General features: G+C 67.0%; 17 protein-coding genes. 9 read left to right on the top strand and 8 right to left on the bottom strand.

The window, feature by feature from the left end; translation table 11 throughout:
• The first annotated feature begins 25 nt into the window (after positions 1-25).
• The 3 genes from HWV07_RS15180 to HWV07_RS15170 all read left to right on the top strand — a co-directional run bounded on the left by HWV07_RS15180 (position 26) and on the right by HWV07_RS15170 (position 2,269).
• Complete coding sequence (locus tag HWV07_RS15180; protein WP_178335122.1) at positions 26-685, top strand: helix-turn-helix domain-containing protein; 660 nt, start codon at positions 26-28, stop codon at positions 683-685.
• Positions 686-808: 123 nt separating this feature from the next.
• Positions 809-1,612: a TrmB family transcriptional regulator gene (locus HWV07_RS15175; protein ID WP_178335121.1), complete on the top strand. Its 804-nt coding sequence runs from the start codon at positions 809-811 to the stop codon at positions 1,610-1,612.
• 318 nt (positions 1,613-1,930) lie between these two features.
• Positions 1,931-2,269: a helix-turn-helix transcriptional regulator gene (locus HWV07_RS15170; RefSeq protein ID WP_178335120.1), complete on the top strand. Its 339-nt coding sequence runs from the start codon at positions 1,931-1,933 to the stop codon at positions 2,267-2,269.
• Between the two features lie 61 nt (positions 2,270-2,330).
• On the opposite strand, the gene HWV07_RS15165 is transcribed toward HWV07_RS15170, so the two are convergent.
• From HWV07_RS15165 to HWV07_RS15155, 3 genes are all read right to left on the bottom strand, one after another.
• On the bottom strand, positions 2,331-3,236 hold the full coding sequence (locus tag HWV07_RS15165; RefSeq protein WP_178335119.1) for a DUF7972 family membrane protein: 906 nt from the start codon (positions 3,234-3,236) through the stop codon (positions 2,331-2,333).
• A 322-nt stretch (positions 3,237-3,558) separates the two neighbouring features.
• Positions 3,559-3,843: an amphi-Trp domain-containing protein gene (locus HWV07_RS15160; RefSeq protein WP_178335118.1), complete on the bottom strand. Its 285-nt coding sequence runs from the start codon at positions 3,841-3,843 to the stop codon at positions 3,559-3,561.
• A 99-nt stretch (positions 3,844-3,942) separates the two neighbouring features.
• The gene (locus tag HWV07_RS15155) at positions 3,943-5,190 is read right to left on the bottom strand and encodes a magnesium transporter (RefSeq protein ID WP_178335117.1); all 1,248 of its coding nucleotides are present in this window, start codon (positions 5,188-5,190) and stop codon (positions 3,943-3,945) included.
• A 123-nt stretch (positions 5,191-5,313) separates the two neighbouring features.
• Between HWV07_RS15155 and HWV07_RS15150 the strand changes: the two genes are divergently transcribed.
• The 5 genes from HWV07_RS15150 (at position 5,314) to HWV07_RS15130 (ending at position 9,525) form a co-directional block, all read left to right on the top strand.
• Positions 5,314-6,252 carry a ferritin family protein gene (locus tag HWV07_RS15150; protein WP_178335116.1) on the top strand — a complete coding sequence of 313 codons (939 nt, stop codon included), beginning with the start codon at positions 5,314-5,316 and terminating at the stop codon, positions 6,250-6,252.
• Between the two features lie 324 nt (positions 6,253-6,576).
• Positions 6,577-7,368, top strand: a complete 792-nt coding sequence (locus HWV07_RS15145) for a hypothetical protein (RefSeq protein ID WP_246279778.1) — start codon at positions 6,577-6,579, stop codon at positions 7,366-7,368.
• 192 nt (positions 7,369-7,560) lie between these two features.
• Entirely contained in the window at positions 7,561-8,007 is a 447-nt protein-coding gene (locus tag HWV07_RS15140) for a response regulator (protein WP_178335115.1), read from the top strand.
• A 97-nt stretch (positions 8,008-8,104) separates the two neighbouring features.
• Positions 8,105-8,971, top strand: coding sequence for a DsbA family protein (locus HWV07_RS15135; protein ID WP_178335114.1), 867 nt, complete (start codon positions 8,105-8,107; stop codon positions 8,969-8,971).
• Positions 8,968-9,525 (top strand): hypothetical protein, encoded by a 558-nt coding sequence (locus tag HWV07_RS15130; protein WP_246279777.1) that lies wholly within the window; start codon positions 8,968-8,970, stop codon positions 9,523-9,525. Before HWV07_RS15135 ends, HWV07_RS15130 begins: the two co-directional genes overlap by 4 nt.
• A 75-nt stretch (positions 9,526-9,600) precedes the next feature.
• On the opposite strand, the gene HWV07_RS15125 is transcribed toward HWV07_RS15130, so the two are convergent.
• The 4 genes from HWV07_RS15125 to HWV07_RS15110 all read right to left on the bottom strand — a co-directional run bounded on the left by HWV07_RS15125 (position 9,601) and on the right by HWV07_RS15110 (position 14,896).
• Positions 9,601-10,086, bottom strand: coding sequence for a TspO/MBR family protein (locus HWV07_RS15125; protein ID WP_178335113.1), 486 nt, complete (start codon positions 10,084-10,086; stop codon positions 9,601-9,603).
• A gap of 108 nt (positions 10,087-10,194) precedes the next feature.
• Positions 10,195-10,632, bottom strand: coding sequence for a response regulator (locus tag HWV07_RS15120; RefSeq protein ID WP_178335112.1), 438 nt, complete (start codon positions 10,630-10,632; stop codon positions 10,195-10,197).
• 91 nt (positions 10,633-10,723) lie between these two features.
• The gene (locus tag HWV07_RS15115) at positions 10,724-13,051 is read right to left on the bottom strand and encodes a PAS domain-containing sensor histidine kinase (protein ID WP_178335111.1); all 2,328 of its coding nucleotides are present in this window, start codon (positions 13,049-13,051) and stop codon (positions 10,724-10,726) included.
• A gap of 84 nt (positions 13,052-13,135) precedes the next feature.
• Complete coding sequence (locus tag HWV07_RS15110) at positions 13,136-14,896, bottom strand: MutS-related protein (protein ID WP_178335110.1); 1,761 nt, start codon at positions 14,894-14,896, stop codon at positions 13,136-13,138.
• A 368-nt stretch (positions 14,897-15,264) separates the two neighbouring features.
• Here HWV07_RS15110 and HWV07_RS15105 point away from each other — a divergent pair, with 368 nt between their 5' ends.
• Positions 15,265-15,402 carry a DUF7503 family protein gene (locus HWV07_RS15105; RefSeq protein WP_178335109.1) on the top strand — a complete coding sequence of 46 codons (138 nt, stop codon included), beginning with the start codon at positions 15,265-15,267 and terminating at the stop codon, positions 15,400-15,402.
• 140 nt (positions 15,403-15,542) lie between these two features.
• On the opposite strand, the gene HWV07_RS15100 is transcribed toward HWV07_RS15105, so the two are convergent.
• Positions 15,543-17,771, bottom strand: coding sequence for a hypothetical protein (locus HWV07_RS15100; RefSeq protein WP_178335108.1), 2,229 nt, complete (start codon positions 17,769-17,771; stop codon positions 15,543-15,545).
• Positions 17,772-17,889: the final 118 nt, after the last annotated feature.

Genomic DNA, 17,889 nt, shown 5'->3' with positions numbered 1-17,889 from the left:
TTCCCGCAGGGACCGTAGCTGGCCCATGCTTATCGCGACCTTCTCGCTCCCACACGATGCGATCGCGCTCGAGCACGCCTTCCGGGAACTCCCGGAGATGAAGGTGGAGGCCGAACGGATCGCCGCGCACAGCAGGGCGTGGGTGATGCCCTGTATGTGGGCCGCCAACGCCGAGTTCGATCGGACCGACGAGGTCCTCGAGGCCGACCCGAGCGTCGACGACGTCGTGGAGGGCTACGAGTTCGCCGACGAGAAGTACTACCAGCTCGACTGGGCCGAGCACGTCGACGAGCGGATCGACGCCTACATCGACCAGCGCGGCTCGGTCCTCGACGCCGAGGCCGACAAGGACGGCTGGCAGATCCGCATCCGCTTCATCGACCGCGAGCAGTTCGACGCCTTCCGGCACGCCCTCGACGAGCAGGGGACCGACTTCGAGTTGCGCGACCTGACCGAACCCGGCGCCCCGAGACAGACCTTCGGAGAGCTGACGCCCGACCAGCGCGACGCCATCGTTCTCGCCCGCAAGCGTGGCTACTTCGAGGTGCCGCGACGGACGACGATCCGCGAGATCGCCGCGGAGATGGACATCTCACACCAGGCGCTGTCCGAGCGGCTGCGCCGCGGCCTCACGAGCCTCGTCGACGCGACGCTCACGACGCCCGGCGACGCCGTAGAGGAGTGACCCCTCCGCAGTCACGTATAAAGACCGGCCCCTGGCAACCTGGTGTCACTTACCGCGTGAACGGGTAGACGGGTGTATGAACGGTACTGGCAGTCGAGTAGCGGGCGAGGCGGGGGACGGAACGTGAGCCAGACTCGATCGAGGGACGAGGCGGTCGACTCCCTGGAACAGCTCGGGCTGAAGGAGTACGAGGCGCGGTGTTTCGTGGCGCTGACGCGGCTGGATACCGGGACGGCGAAGGAGGTCAGCGACATCTCGTCGGTGCCCCGGACGCGGGTGTACGACGCGATCGAGAACCTGGAGGAGACCGGGCTGATCTTCGTCCAGCACGGCAGTCCCAAGCGGTTCCGCGCGGTCGGTATCGACGAGGCCGTCGGGACCCTTCGCCGGCAAAAAGACGAACGGATCGATACCCTGGAGACACACCTGCAGAGCCTCGAACCGCCTGCCGACGACGCCGAGGGCGCCCTGAAGCAGGAGGTGTGGTCGGTGTCCGGGTCGGCACCCATCCAGGCTCGGACCGAGGACGCGATCGCGGACGCCGACTCCGAGATCGTCCTGCTGGTCGTCGAGGAAGGGCTCCTCACCGACGAGGTGGTCGAACGGCTACGGGCGGCCGACGAGCGAGGCGTCTCCATCATCGTCGGCGGGGCCACGGCGGCCATCGCGGACACCGTCCGCGACGCCGTCCCCGGCGTCGCGGTCTTCGAGAGCGAACTCGACTGGCTCCTGGGGCCGGAGACGAGCGACGAGGTGGCGATCAGTCGACTCCTGCTCACCGACCGCGAACGGTTGCTCGTGGGCTCGTTCTACCCCGACGAGGGGCGCGCCCACGAGGAGCAGGCCATCCTCGCGAACGGCCTGGAGAACGGCGTCGTCGTGGTACTCAGGCGACTCCTCGAGAGCGGCTTTCTGCCGGAGGCGTAAGGGGACCATCCGTACGACCGGTCGTTCCGGCGCTCAGATGTCGCACCTGGAGCGCCGACAGTGAAGCGTTCGAGAACGTGACGTCTGGTTCCGCACTTCGAATTATCCTAGCTCTCGGGGAAGCGTAAACCGGGGGCCACGCAGACGCTCCCTAAAATATATGGGACAGCTGTTATTGACTGGTAAGTATGCAGTTACCAGTATGGATGCCGCGCGCCTGCTGAACGGATCGGACGTCTCCGAGCGGGGTACGACGACCGCTCGAACCAGGGGCGACCACCGGGAGGATGCACTGAACGGACTCAGGGGTGAGGGATCGTGATCGGACAGCTACTGGCCGTGGTCGATCTCGAGTTCCCGCCGTCGTTGACGGCCGACGGTGAAACCACGACCGCCCCGCAGAGCGGGGCTGACGTCGATTCTGCTGGGAAACAGGTCGACGACTTCCTGCTGCTGCCGCCCGAGGAACGCGTCCTCACGCTGCTCGAGGAGTACCACGGCCGGATGTGGCAGCAGGACGTCGTCGAGGAGACGGGCTACTCGGAGGGCCGGGTCAGCGAGGTCCTCTCCGAGATGGAAGCGGACGATCAGGTGACGCGATACTGGAAGGACGGCAAGAAAGTCGTCACCCTCCCTGAAGACAGACCGGAGTGGTAGCCCGGCTGCCGCCGTCGTGTTACACGTATTCCTGCAACCGTCCAGCAGAGACGGCGCGTCGTCACGAACTGAACGGCGTGATCGACGCGATATGCCCAGCGACCGTCGCGATCCGTAGGACGAACGCTATCAACAGCGCGAGCGGCGTCAAGCCGAACATCATCGTGAGCACGGCGAGGCCGAACAGTTCCGACGTCGGGGGCGACGGGCCGCTGTAGGTCGTGAGCTGGAACAGGAGTGCGATCGCTATCGAGACCACGAGGATGCCGACGTAGAGGAGCGACCGGGAGAGTTCCGCGAGTTCCTCCTTGACGAAGGCCGTCGTGAAGTACTGTCTGGCGACGTCGAGGTTCTCGAGGTCCAGCGCCAGTTCCTCGAGGTTCTCGGACAGCTCCTCGTGACGCTCCGCATCGATGGACGACTGGATCCGGTGTGCGTCGCGGATGGAACCCGCGTAGTCGGCTCCGAGGAGTGGCAGGACGACGGCGGACAGGTCCCCGGACGCCGATTCCAGCGACTCGCTGACCGTCCGGCAGTGCTCCGAGAGGTCCGTGACGAGCCGGTCGCTCGCGTCGTCGGTCTCCTCGGGGAACTCGAGAGATCGGACGCGACAGCCAGTCTGTTCGAGGATTTCCTGCAGGAAGTCCGCTGGCTCGGTCGGCGCCGTCTCCCGGTCGAGGGCGGCCTGGCGGTAATCCGCCGTCGCTTCGATCTCGTCCCGCAGCGACCCCGGCGACTCCAGTTCCTGCGAGAGGACGACCTGGTTGATGGCGACCACGAGGCTGATGAGCGTGACGTTCCCCGTGATCAGCGCACTCGCCATGTAGGTCAGCGGCGTCGTATTACGGATGACGGCCCCCGTGAAGATGGGGACGGTCGCGACGAGCGTCATGAGGCCGAGGATGCCGCCGCCGACGAGATACCGGTTCCCACCGAGGAGGACCCACCGCGAGAGCCGGTCGCTCATTACCCGATCTTCGGTCGACTCGCTGATAAGAGCGGTGCCGCCACGGGGTCGCTATCTCGGGGACGATTCTCGGCGCCCGGACCCCTCGACGCTGTCGACGCACAGCGACGGCTGCCGATCGTGTGTCGCGAGGAACAACCCTGGGGGGTTCGACCAGTAGAGTCGCTGTTGATGGAGATGACGGGAATGTCACACCCCCCGCAGCGGTCGTCCCCATCACCCATGTGTGACTGGAACCTATTGACTGTTTTGAATAAAATCACTCATCTGGTAAGTTCGAGCGGCTAGTGGGTTGCGGCCGTCAGTGCGGTGCGACCGGCGGTCACTCGATCTGGAGCGATCCGTCCGTGGCCCCGCCGCCGTCCGTCTCGTCCCACTCGATCTCGAACTCGATGCTCAGTTCGCCGGGACCGTCGGCCGGGCCCTCCCGTTCTGCCTTGACCTCGAAGGTCGGGCGGGCGGGCGGTTCCATCGTCACGGATTCGCTCCCCGCCTTCAGGGTGACTGCGTCGCCGCCGTCGAGTCGCTCGGCGACCCGCCGGAGGTAGACGGCGATCTCTTCGCGGCTCTGGACGTTCTCGGACTCGAACAGAACTTCTTCGGGCATATACCCGTGGCTACGCCGCCGCGCTGGATAAAGGCGTCTGCCCCGAGGCTCGCTCCGCGTCTGCACCGGGGACGACGGATGCCCCTCGGGAGGTCCGGTTTAGAGGACCGACTGGGCCAGCCCCAGGAAGATGAAGAACCCGAGGACGTCCGTCGCCGTCGTGATGAAGATGGTCGCGGAGGTCGCGGGGTCCTTGCCGACCTTGTCGAGCACCAGCGGGATGGTCGTCCCGAAGAACCCCGCGATGATGAGGTTCAACACCATCGAGACGCCGAGGACGAGCCCCAGCAGCGGGCTCTGATTGAACACCGAGGCGATGATGGCGACGAGGACGCCGGTGATGGCGCCGTTGACGGCGCCGGCGACGACCTCGTTGGCGACGGCCCGGCCGCCGGTCGCCAGCGAGATCTGGCCGAACGCCAGCCCCCGGACGGTCACCGCCATCGATTGCGTGCCGGCGTTGCCCCCCATGCCGGCGACGACCGGCATGTAGACGGCCAGCAGCGTGAACGCCTGGATGGTGTCCTCGAAGACGCCGACCATGCCGGCTGCGAGGAACGCCGTCCCGAGGTTGATGATGAGCCACTTGTAGCGGTAGCGGACCTTCGAGAGGGGGCCGTCGAGGACGCTCTCCTCCTCCTGGACGCCGGTGAACTCGTAGAGGGTCTCGCTGGCCGCCTCGTCGACCAGCCGCAGGAGGTCCTCCGCGTAGATGACCCCGAGGATGCTGCCGTCGTCCTCCAGGACGGCGACGGAGCTCTCGGGGTTCGCCCGGAAGACGTCGAGGACCTCCTCTTCGGAGCTGTCGGCGGCGACCGTCGGCGTCTCGACGACGTGCTCTCCGAGGTCGAGGTCGGGCTCGTCGGTCATCGCGAGCGTCTGGCCGGGCAGTTCGCCCAGCAGCCTCTCGTCGTCGGTGACGAAGACGGTCGGCAGCCGGCCGGTCCGGTCCTCGTGGCGCTGGACGCGCTGGGCGACCGCCTCGAGGTCGCGGGTGACGTCCACGGTGACGTAGTCGAGGTGCATCAGCCCGGCCGCGCTCTCCGGGCTGAACTCCAGGAGGAACTCGGTCCGCTCGCGGCGGTCGGCGTCGAGGCGCCTGAGGACCGCCTCCCGCGTCCCCTCCTCGACGAGCCCGAGGACGTCCGCGACCTCGTCTGGGTCGAGCCGGCGGACGAACCGCTGGAGCTGGTCGCGGTCCATGTCGGCGACCAGCGACTCCCGGACCGTCTCGGGCAGGTGGAAGAACACGTCGCGCTGCCGTCGCGGCGACAGCTGCTGGAACTCCTCGCCGGGGGTCGACGAGGCGGCGATCGCCTGCTGGGCGTCGGCGAGCGACTCGTCCATACCGACCACCCTCCTGCCACGCGGTAAATAGTTCCGACCGGCCCGCGTGCGGCCCTTCGCGCAACGACATTCCCCTGCTATGGGAGGCGAACAATTGTCGGTCCTCGACACGTATGCTACGGTATGGCGTACGAGAAACCCACGGAGATCGACCCCGAGAGCAAGCCCTTCCAGTACTACCGGACGGAGGTCATCCGACACTGGGACCCCAGCGCGATCGACCTCGAGGAGGACCGCCAGAACCTCATGGAGGCCGACCTCGTTCACGCGCCGGGGGCCCTCGACGGGCTGAAGGACCCGCTGGCCCGGTTCGGGGCGGGCGAGCAGTCCGTCACCGAGGACCTCGCGCCCCTGGCGACGGTCCTCGACGACATCAACGACCAGATGTTCATCACGACGCAGCTCTACGAGGAGTCCAAGCACGCAGAGTTCTTCCACCGCTACTGGACCGAGGTCATCAACCCCGTCGAGGAGGAGCTCGGCCACGAGATCTCCTCGCCGTACGACGACAAGTGGTTCGGGTCGGACTACGTCGAGCTGTTCGACCGTAACGAGGAGGCGATGCACCGCCTCCTGGAGGACGACTCCCCCGAGGCGCTCTCGAACGCCTACTGCCACTACCACATGACCATCGAGGGGATGCTCGCCGAGTCGGGCTACTACGGCCTGCAGTCCATCTTCGGTCGCGACAAGATCTCGCCGGTGACGCCGGAGCTGCCGGGCCTCGACGAGGGGCTGAACTACATCCGCGGCGACGAGGGCCGCCACGTCGGCTTCGGCGCCCTGCAGCTCCGCCAGCTGACCCAGGACGGCCCCGTCGACATGGCGGACGTCGAGGACACCCTCGCGGAGCTCCTCGAACTGGTCAAGGGCGGACTGCTCAACGAAGACGCCCGCGATCCGGAAGGCTACGACGCCAGCCAGGAGATGGACCTCGACAACATCATCGACCTCACGGGGTACGCCGAGGAGCAGCACGAGGAGCGGCTCAAGCAGATCCAGGACGCCAGCTACGAGGCCGGCATGAAGGGCAGCGAGCGGCCCGCGGCCGGCTCGGACTGACGCCCGGGCGTCGGACGCCTTCGACACACCGTTCCACCGAGCCAGTCGGCATAGCCGATGGAGCAGGTTTCTCGAATCTCGGTGGAATCACCCACCTAGCACGCGCAGTCGACGTTCGGCTGCGTGACGGCGATCTGCACTGATCTGCCAGATTCCACGCGCGCACGATACACGTCCGTGCGTTCCGTGCGTTTCCCGTGACGTGCGGTTCCCGTCGACGCTCGGTCCACGAGTGGCGGGGATCGCCGTCCGCACGGGTCCGCTCGACGATGGCTTTTCCCGTCGACGGGGCGTCGTTCCACACGAGCCCTTCCCGGTCGACAGATGATTTCACTCGCCAGCATCGCGATGCACCTCGTCGGTCCACCGGCCGCCGTCGGAGCGGTAGCCGTCCCGACCGTGTTGCCGGTCGTCCTCGCGGCCGGCCTCGCCGCGGTGCACCTGTTCGCCTACCGGCTGCTGCTCCTCGACGTCGTCCCGCGGAGCCCCTGGCTGTCGCTGTCGGGCGGCAGCGCCGTCGCCTACGTCTTCGTCCACCTGCTGCCGGAGCTCCAGCACCGCGGCGCCGCCATCGAGGAGAGCGGGAGCGTCCTCGTCCAGTTCGAACAGCACGTCTACCTGGTCGCGCTGCTCGGGTTCACGGTGTTCTACGGCCTCGAGCAGTTCGTCAGGCAGGACGACGCGCCGGACGGCGACACCGGCCCCGGGAACTCCACGGGGGCCTTCTGGCTCCACATCGGGTCGTTCGCGCTCTACAACGCCCTCGTCGGGTACCTGCTGCTCCACCGCGAGGAGACGGGCGTCGAGAGCCTCCTGCTGTTCTTCGTGGCGATGGCGCTGCACTTCCTGGTGAACGACTACAGCCTCCGGGAACACCACGGTCGGGCCTATCGCCACTACGCCCGCTGGCTGCTGGCCGGCTCCGTCTTCGTCGGGCTGGCGGTCGGCTACGTCACGCCCGTCAGCGAACTCCACCTGGCCGTGCTCTTCGCGTTCCTGGCGGGCAGCATCGTCCTCAACGTCATCAAGGAGGAGCTCCCGTCCGATCGGGAGAGCCACTTCTGGGCGTTCGCGGCCGGCGTCGCCGGGTACAGCGCGCTCCTGTTGCTGCAGTAGCACTCGGGCCGTCCGCCGTCCCCGACGTCCCCCGCCGAGCCCCGCCCTACGTTTAACACGGACGGCGGGCGTAGTAGGAGCAATGGCTGAACGAACCGACGGTGACCGACCCCGCGACCCGCCGACCCCGCGACCCGCCGACATCGGCTGGCAGGGTCCCTGCCCAGGAGCCGGACTAGATCGCCCCGACAGATGAGCGATATCGACATCCTGCTGGTGGCGGACGACGACGACGCGGTGGAATCCCTCGAGCGGGCCTTCGACGACGGCGACTCGCCCGGGCGGTTGCACGTGGTCGACACCGGCGAGGCCGCCGTCTCGTGGCTCCGCCGCGACGACGGCTACGAGGACGCGCCGACGCCCGACCTGTTGCTGGTGGACCTGTCGGCGGCGGGCGGGACGTCGGCCCTGGAGACCGTCAAGACGGACGCCCGTTACCGACGGCTGCCGGTGCTCGCGTTCGCCGACCCCGAATCGCGGAGCGACCTCGAGACGGCCTACGACAAGCACGCCAACGCCTGTCTCCACAGACCGGCCGACGCCGACGAGTACGCCGAGGTCGTCCGGAGCGTCACGGCGTTCTGGGCGCTGACCGCGGAGCTGCCGATCGCGTACGACGACGAGGAAGCGCTGCCGTAGCTTTGGGACGTCCATTCGGTACGGCGGGGAGCGCCGCGGCCCCAGAAGTGTCGACCGAAACACTATTTTGACGGTTCGATGATGTCACTCGTAGACAATGGACTCCGAGGAAACCATCACGCGGCGGCGCGCGCTTCTGGCCGGCGGCGGGACGCTCGCGTTCGGCGGTGGCGTCGCGTACTACGCGTCGGGGTCGGACCGCTCGTCGGAGCCGGCCACCTCGGATGCCGATTACTCCCCCGCGACCTTCGACACCAACAACAGTTCGAACGCCACCCGAGAGAGCACCGAGGCGTCGAGCGAGGAGACGGCCACCGAAGAGACGGCCGGCGAGGAGACGGAGACCGAAGACACGCCGGAGGAGACCAACGACGGGACGACCGGCTACGGGATCGACCTCGCCGGCCGACCCGTCGCCGGGGACCCCGAGGCGCCGGTCGACGTCTACTACTGGACGGAGTACCTCTGCTCGTTCTGCAAGCGCTTCGAGACGGAGACGTTCCCGAAGCTCGTCGACGAGTACGTCGACACCGGCCAGGTCCGGCTCGTCGTCCTCGGCTATCCGATCATGGACGACTACTCGATGCCCGCGATCGTGTGGGGTCGCTGCGTCTGGCGGCAGGTCGCCGACTCCGACCCGGCGGCGTTCTGGGCCTGGCACCGCGCCGTCTTCGACGCCCAGTCGACGGACGGCCACGACTGGGCCGACGACGAGACCTTCGCCGAAATCACCGACCGGACCGAGGGCGTGCCGCTCGAGGCCGTCGAAGAGTGCCGGGAGTCCCGGCGGGACCAACTCGTGCAGTCCATCGAGGCGGACCTGGAGGCCGGCCAGGAGGCCGGCGTCGAGGGGACGCCCGGGTTCGTGATGTACCACCGCGAGAGCGGCGACGTGAATACGGTAGCCGGCGCCCAGCCCTACGAGAACTTCGCCGAGGCCATCGACGGCCTCTTGGAGAAATGAGCGACGTCGGGTCGACCGCAACGGGAGCCTGGACGGCGGCCGCCCGAGCCTGGGTGCGCGACCTCCGGGCCGCGCTCGCGTTCCCGCTCACCTCCGACGGCCGGCTGCTCGCAGCCGGTGCCGTGACGCTCGCGAGCTACGTTCTCGTCCTGTTGAGTAGCTTCCCGCAGTTCTCGATGCAGTTGCTGTCCCGCGACCCGGCGGACCTGCCCTGGGCGGTCGCCGTGCTGACGGAGGAGGCCAAGCTGAACGGCGGCTGGCTGGGTATCTGCCTCCTCGCGGCGTACGCGCTCCTGACGGGCGTCGCGGTCACGAACGCGGCCGCGCTCGTCCGTCGCGTCCGCTACTCCGGCGTCTCCACCGTCGCCGGCGTGGTCCCGGGGCTCCTCGCGGCCGGCTGTGCGAGCTGCGGCGCCGGCCTGCTCGGCCTCCTCGGGTTCGCCGGCGCGATGGCGGCGCTGCCCTTCGACGGCACGCTGCTGCGCCTCGGTGGCGTCCTGTTCCTGGTGTTCTTCCTCGGCCGAGCGGGCGACCCGCGGACCTGTCGGATCTGACGGCCGCCGGCACGAGCAGGCAGTCCGTTAGCCTTCGATGCGACGCCGACTGGCGAGATGCTCTCCGGTACGCCCTCACGACCAGCCGGCGTAGATGGCGTAGTTCAGCAGGGCGGCGAAGGACACCCACGCCAGGTACGGCACGAGGAGCGCGGCGGCTCGACGGTCGACGCGGTCGAAGGCGGCGATCGTCCCGACGATCGCGACCCACAGCGCACCGATGATGAGGAGGCCCAGCCCGGGTCGCTGGAGGCCGAAGAAGACCGGCGTCCACGCCAGGTTCAGCGTGAACTGGCCGGCGAAGGCGGCCAGCGCGACCTTGACGTCGCGGCGGCCGAGTCCGCGCCGCCCGACGAGGTACAGTGCCACGCCCATCAGCGTGAACAGCGCCGTCCAGACGATCGTCGGCGGGAACAGCCACGGGCGGTCGATCCAGGAGGTGTCGGACCCGATGAACACCGACGGGCTCGCACCGAGGGCGTTGACAGCGAGGACCGTCACAACCGCCGCCACCAGGTCACGGAGCGAGGAGCCGGAGCGCGGCCGCTGGCTGTATTCCATACCCTAGCTAGGCGGTCGAAACAGGTAGGTGTTCGGTGCGTCCGAACGGCGTCCGGTCGAGCGGCGCGCTGGAACCGGCCAGTCGTCGGACGCCAACGGGCGGTCCGGTCACCCGGTGACGTTGTCGAAACAGAAGCCGGTCTCGGCCGGGGTGAGCTCCCTGATCTGCGAGCGCAGTTGCTCGAAGGTGTGCGTGCCGCTGCCCTTCTGGAGGACGACCGCCGCGCTCGCCTCGACGCTCGGCGCCAGCCGGTCGGGTTCGTGGCCCGACAGGATGATGAACGGCAGCGCCGGGTGGTCCTCGCGGACCGACTCCAGCAGTTCGGCGCCGTTCATCGTCGGCATCTCGTAGTCGCAGACCACACAGTCGACGGCGTCCATCGACAGCCGCTCCAGGGCGGCTTCCGCGCAGGTCTCCGACAGCACCTCCATGGCGTCGTCGGTACGCTCCAGGTACTCCACGCCGGCCTTCGCGTACTCCGGATAGTCGTCGACGAACAGCACGGTGAGTTCGTCTTCGAGCGTCCCCGGCCCCCGGTCGGTCATACTCGTTCAAGCCGGGTGGCCGTATTAAACCTAATTATAACCAGAACTAGCTATTGAATAAATTCCCGTAGATGTCCGGCTCCGCGACCGATCACGCCCGCTCGGAGACGCCGCTCACCTCGAACCGCGCGCCGCCGCCGGCCGACTCGGTCGCGGTGATGTCCCAGCCGTGGGCGTCGACGATCTCCTTGACGATGCTGAGCCCGAAGCCCGTCCCCTCGGCGTTCGTCGAGTAGCCGGCGTCGAAGACGTCCTCGCGTTCGCTCTCCGGGATCCCCGGCCCGTCGTCGGCGACGTAGAAGCCGCCGCCGTCCTCGAGCGCGCCGACCGTGATCGACGCGCCCTCGCCGGCGTGCTCGACGGCGTTCCGGAAGAGGTTCTCGAAGAGCTGTGCGAGGCGGCTCTCGTCGGCCGGCACCCGCTGGTCGAGGTCCACGCGCAGGTCGTGGCCGTCCGTCTCGACGGCGTTCCACGCCGACCGGACCACCCGGTCGAGCCGGACGGGCCGGACGTCGTCGAGCTGCTCGCCCGCCCGCGCCAGCGTCAGGAGGTCGTCGATGAGCCGGCTCATCCGTTCGAGCGCGTCGTCGATCTTCCGGACGTCCTCGCGGGAGTCGCCGTCCAGGTCCGCCTCGAGCAACTCGAGGTGGCCCTTCGCGACCGACAGCGGATTCCGGAGGTCGTGGGAGACGATGCCCGCGAACTCGTCGAGCCGCTCGATCTGGTGTTCGAGTTCGCGCTGTCTGGCCTCGAGTTCGCGCTGCTTGTCGATGCGCTCCAGCGCCGAGTCGACGTTCGTCGCCAGCAGTTTGGCCAGCGACACCTGCCGGCCGTCGAACTCCGCGGTCGTCGTCGAGCCCGCGATGAAGACGCCGGCGTCGTCCAGGGGGAGGATCATCTCGCTACGCATCTCCGTCTCGGGGTTCTGAACTTCCGGTCTGGACCGCACGTCGTCGAATAGTTCCGGCTCGCCGGACTCGAAGACCTCCCAGGCGAGCCCCTCGCCGGCCTGGAACGTCGGGTGGTCGCCGAATATCTCGTCGGCCTCCGCCGTCCAGGCCGCCGGCTCGAGGGCGTCGGTGTCGGCGTCGTGGAACCAGATGGAGTTGACCGGCAGGTCGAGGATCTCGGCGGCGGCGGCGGTCGCGATCTCCGCCGCCTCGGTCCGCGTCTCCGCCTGGAACAGCCGCCGGGTCGTCTCGTGGAGGCTGACCACCCGCTCCTCGTGTTCCTTCAGTTCGGTGATCTCGCGGCCCTCCGGGATGAGGAGCGTCACCTCGCCGTCGTCGTCGGTGATGGGCCGAATCGAGAAGTCGATGATCGCCGTCCCGTCGGCGCCCTGGACCTCCAGTTCGTGGCGGACGAACTCGCCGTCGGCCGCACGTTCGACGTCCGCCCTGGTCCGCTCGCGGGTCTCCTCGGAGATCCGGAACCAGTGGGCGTCCCAGATCTTCTTGCCGACGACGTCGCGGCGGTCGATGCCGCCGAAGGCGAGCGCGGTGTCGTTGGCCTCGAGCAGCGTCCCGTCGGGCGCCATCAGCCCGGTGAACTGGTAGGTCTGGTTGAAGATGGCCTCGAAGCGCCGCTGGCGCTCCTTCATGTCGGTGATGTCGCGGGCGAACCCCGAGATGGCGACCTGCTCGCCGTCGCGGAAGATCGGCTGGGCGGCCACCCAGACCCACCGGCCGTACTCCTCGTGGGGGTTGACGCGGATCTCGTACTCCAGGGCCTCGCCGTCGGAGAGCTGCCGGGTCTGCTCGCGGACGAAGTCGCGGTCGTCCGGGTGGACCGCCGCCATGAACGACGTCGGGTCCGCCTCGAGCGCTTCGATGGACTGCCCGATGATTTCCTCGAAGGCGGCGTTGGCGTACAGCAGCTCCGACCAGTCGTCGCGGAACATCCACAGGGCCTCCTGGCTGCTCTCGACGAGCTCGTTGCTGACCTCCAGCTCCCGCCGCAGCTGCTGGTTGTACTCGCTGCGCGCGCGGCTGACGCCGACGAAGAACCCGAACAGGCCGCCGAGGTTCCCGAAGAAGACGAAGTCCTCGCGGAGCAGCAGCAGCGACGCTCCCGACAGGAGAGCCGGGAGGTTCGCCCACAGCAACAGGACTCCGATGAAGAGGATGCCGCCCACGTAGCCGGTCACGACGTTCCACCACGACGACCGCGGGAGTTCCGACCGCCCCAGGTAGAGCCACGTCGCGCCGACGACGAACGCTGCCAGCCCGACGTTCACGAACCCCTCGAAGAGGAACGTGCTCACGGCGTCGTACTCGCCGGTGGACGTCGCCATGGCACCGGTGACCGCGAACAGGCCGGCGACGAAGTAGAGGACGGAATCGGGGGCGAACGGCAGCGCCGCTGCGAGGCGCTGCTCGACCGATGTGCTCCGGACGCCCATCCCCTTAGCCCCCAACACTCATGGCTGGTAGATTTACTGCGGCCCTGAATAGGTATCGCCGCTTTCGGCGCTCGAGTCGCCCGATGCCGGCGGATCGACGCGTTACTCGCCCTCGACGCCGCCCCAGGCGGCGTCCGACAGCGTCCGCTGGACGACCTCGGTGTCGATCGACCGTGCGAGCGTCCGGAACCCCGCCTCCTCGGCGCGGTCGTCGGCGTTGGCGACCAGCCGCGAGACGATGAACTCCGGCGTCGAGCGCCCGACCTCGCCGAACCGCGGCTGGTAGTCCACCTCCAGCTGCAGGTCGCTGGTCAGCCCCTTCGCGAAGATGCCGTCGGTGCGGGCCGGCTCCGGCAGCGGCGCGAGGTCGTCGGCGAGGTGCGTGACGAACGTCCCGAGTGCCCCCTCGTCGACGGTCAGCCGCACCAGCCCGTGCAGGAGGTCGGCGGCCCGACCCGGTTCCGTGATGGCCTCGAACTCGTCGACGAGCATCAGCGTCCGGTCGCCGGAGACCAGCGGCGGGACCACCGACTGCAGCGTGGACTCGAGGACGCCGGCGTTGAAGCTGGCGTGGCGGCGGTGGAAGACGACGCGGTCGCACGGCGACAGCTGGGCGCGGTCGGCGGGGACTGGCAGGCCCATGTGCGCCAGGATGACGACCTGGCAGAGCGTCTCCAGCAGCGTCGTCTTCCCGCCGCTGTTGGCACCGGTCAACACCGTCACCTGGTCGCCGCTCGTCCCCGCGAGCGCGCCCCCGAGGTCGTGGTCGCCGACGGCGTAGCTGACCGGCTGGACGGCCTCGCCGCCGTCGACCAGCGAGAGGTTCCTCGCGCCGGCCACCGCCAGGGCGTCGCCGTCGACGAACTCCGGCCGCCGGAGGTCGTAGGCGTCGGCGAACCGGCCCAGGGAGAGGTCGCGGGCGACCTCGGCGACGGCCGTCCTCGCGCGCTCGACGTCGTCGCCGGCGGCCTCGACGTCGCCCTCCAGGTCGGCGCGCACCGCCGCGGCCCGCTCGTCGACCGCCTCGTCGAGCGACCGCCGGAGCGTCCGCAGCGTCTCGTCGACGAACCCGGTCGCGTCGACGGCCTCCGTAGCCATCGCCTCGCGGATGCGTGCCGAGTCGATCGCCGTCTCGCTGCGGAGGTGCTCGACGAGCGCCTCCTGGAACGCCGCGGTGTCGCGGACGCCGTTCGAGCGGAACTCCTCGACCAGCGAGGACGCGTTCGCCGACATCGTGTCCACGGTCTCGCGAGCCTCCCGCAGCCGTTCGAGTTCCTCGTCCGCGCCGGATCCCACGTGACCGCCGCCGAGGGCCCGGAGCGCGACGGCTGCGTCCTCGAGTGCTTCGCCGTCGAGTTCGAGGATGGGCTCGAAGGCCGGCCCCGAGGCGCCCGTCTCCTGGATCGCGACGGCGGTCTCGACGGCGGCGAGTTCCCCGCCGCCGACGTCGTCGTACGCCTCGAACGCTTCGAGAACTGCTTCCCGGGTCCCGTCGTCCAGTCCGGCCCACGTCTCGCGTGCGCGCTCGACCGAGTCCTGTCGCTCGGCGATGCGGTCCAGGTCGGTCAGCGGCGTCAGCGTCCGGATGCGTCCCGCGGCCTCCCGGTTGACGGCGTGCTCGGCGGCCAGCTCGATGATGTCGCGGTAGACCGAGCGGGCGTCCCGCGTCGCCAGCATGTCCATCCCCTCCGCGCTCTGGGCGCGCCGCAGGACCTGCGTCGCCCGGCTCGGCTCCAGGCCCGCGTCGACCAGCGTCCGGACGTCGCCGGACTCGATGGCCGCGATGGCGGCCTCGGTGCCGATGGACCCCTCCAGCGTGGCCCGCGTCTTCGGGCCGACTCCCCAGTACTCCTCCAGTTCCATGCCGGGCACATCGGCGACTGGCCGGATTAGTCTCGCGGTTGCCCGCGACGCTCGACCGCTGTGGCGCGCGTGAACTTCGCCCGTGGTGACCGACGCTCGCGGCTTCGGTCGTGCGGAGTCGAGAATTCGAAGGACAGCGACCGGTCAGCGTCTCGAAGTCACTGACAGCTGTCACTTCTCGGCAGTAGAGATTCCGCCCTTTATCTGAAGGAAGGGCTCTGACGCCTGGATAGGGTCAGAAGTGGCGTTTGCGGCAATATCAGCTATTTCGGGCCGCGATACGGCCGGAATCCTTACCTACACGATTGATATACATGTCTTAAATCTTAAGGTAGTTTTATTTACTGATGCGTCCAAGCGGTGATGTCATGTCAGCAAACGACAGCTCGGTCAAGGCCCTGCTCGCAGAACACCCGAAGATGACTGGCGTCCTGTTCACGATGCTGCTGCTGCTCTCGCAGACCGGCGTGGCGGCAGCTAACGGTGCCTGCTACATGGGCCCGTAAGAACGATCGTACTGCGTCAAGCTGTTCGGCCTATTTTGAACCTAGGAGAGACGCCTCATCACCGAGGAACCACTCGTAGCACTTGCAAACCAGCGTAGTGCTACAGAAGACTGAACGGTTTTCTCCCTTGAGATATCGTATCAGTTGTAGGAGCGAAGTTGTTCGCGTAGATCTTCTGCGGTAATCTCGTCTGACCAGTAGAGATTACCACAGCCGATAATTGGGAACGTTGAGATGTTGAGGAACTCGTCTAGTGCCGGGTCCCCGACTCGCCAGGTGTCGAGCTCCCCAGGTACGACGTAGTGGCAGTCACACCGGTCAAGGTACGGACGGTACATCGAGCCAGTATCGTAGTTCCAACTGGCGAAAGTCTCGACCGTGACGTCGAACTTGCCATCCTTTCTTAGTTCTACGCGGACGACGTTCGGGATGGCAACGTTGGACTGAGCCAATGCAGCGTTCGAGTCGCCTACGACTACGTAGTTCGAGCCCGTGAATATCGTCTCTTGGATCAGTGAGGTGGCGCTTCCGATGGGGAATCCGAAGTTCAGCAGCCTCGCTACGGTCTTCCCCACCTTCGTCGCCAACGAGTTGATAACGTCCTCCAGCGTAACCACCCCGGCTATCGCGCCGTTGTCGACCAAGAGTTGACCCTGTTCGTACGACGCGCAAGCGTTTAATACGAAGGTGTCAGCACAGACGGTCTCGAGCTGATCGGCGTGGAGATATCCGTCGTGACAGTCGAAACCTTCCGGGTCGACGTGCCCGATGTAATGGATGAAATCGGTCTCACTCTCGAACACGTCGGCGAGGTCGTCTGTAGAGAGGTCGTGATGGAGGTCGATGTCGAATTCCAGGTGGTCGCGAGTCCCGTATATCTCCGACACCGTTGCCTCGTCGGCCATCTCGGCGTCGTTCACGACGACGTCGATGTTTATTCCCGATGCATCCTCAGCGTGTTGTTCGAGCCGCTGGAGGTACGACTGCGTGCTCGCCTTCGCGGCACCGATAGCGAATCCGTCCCCGATCCATGCCTGGGACATACTATCGGTCTCCGGGAGTCCGATTATACGCTCGCCGGCCCGAGACGACTGTGACGAATTCGACGTGAAGGAGGATCTGTATGCTACCTCCGCCCCTGTATTGGCGACCGACCCCACGTCCGGTGAGGGTGATCTGGCAAAGACGTCCTCCATCCCTTCGGTCACCGTCTCGCTCGTCTGATCGAGCTTCGACGACGTCGGACAGCGGACGACCGCCAGATCACGGGCCAAGAACGGCAGCGACGTGGCGCGGTTCGGATCGGGCTGTACGTCTGCAGTGAGCCGCCAATCGGGTCGGCCGATTCGGCCTGCCATCTCCTCGAAGGAGATATCCAATTCGAGATACGTCCGAAGCCTACCTGCGATCGGCATTTCGTATAATCTCTCGAAGTCAAGCGGGAGACCGACGGCTTCGACACGCCGTCGAGCATCTAGTTCGGCATCGTAGAATCCCTCTGTTCTGGCTGCACAGTCCAGTATGAAACTGAATTGGAGTACGTCCTGGAGGTGCTTTTCAAAGGCCTCTCGCTCTGTCTCTCCCGCATAGCCCGCTCCGTCACCCAGGACATACGTTTTTCCATCGACCTGTAATTCAGGGTCGCCTGGTCTGATAGTCGCACCAAGCCAGTAGGCCAGCGGTGCGACTGGATAGACCCACGCGTGCTTCGGTGGGACCGAAATCTCGATAGCAGTCTCCGGCGGAGTGAGGCCGTCCGGAATATCGGGTTCGGTGTCAAGTTCGATAAGGGGAGGGTGCCCCCGGAGGGATGGCCACGTTCGTTCAGGCGACCAGGTCTTCATCGCGTTCCCGAACAGCGAGACGGCCTCCATCAGGTCCTCGGGTTTGCTCGTGGTCTTGAGTGTCCGGGCGGGCTGGAAGTGTGTCGATCGTGCCCCAATCTTCAGAGCCGTTTCTTGGTTGAACTGGATATCTATCCCGTCCTCCCCTGGTTCGATGTGGAAACCGCATCCGTCTACCTTGGCGTACATCTTCATCCCCATACCCGCGAACTCGATCAGATAGTCAGCGTCGCGGACGTCCGTGCCAGGATTCTCGGGGCTAATTTTTTCGATGATGTCCCCTTCCCTGTTACGCACCAGTATATCGATGAGGAACGGTGTTCGAATTCTGGACACATAGAAGCGAGTAGCGCTGTCGACGGGGTAGACGAATCCATCAGGAGAAGCAGGTTCCGGATCGACCTGCCGGTCGGTGAACAGCATCGCCTGAACATCCTCAACCGGGTCGTGGACGTGGACTCCCGATCGCCCGACCAGCGACTCGAACCGGGGAACGACTGATTTCGAGGAGTTATCATCCGTCATCGCCGCATCATCTCCTTCAATCTGGTAAGATGATTCGAGTTGGCCTGTCGGAGCCCTGTAGCCCCAATACGGGCCCAGAGAACTCTGGTGAATCCGCAGATTGGGGCCGACAGGCCTG

Source organism: Natronomonas salina (genome assembly GCF_013391105.1).
Lineage (GTDB): Archaea > Halobacteriota > Halobacteria > Halobacteriales > Haloarculaceae > Natronomonas > Natronomonas salina.
The sequence above is the reverse complement of the archived record's forward strand: the minus strand, read 5'-3'. Positions and strand labels throughout refer to the sequence as shown.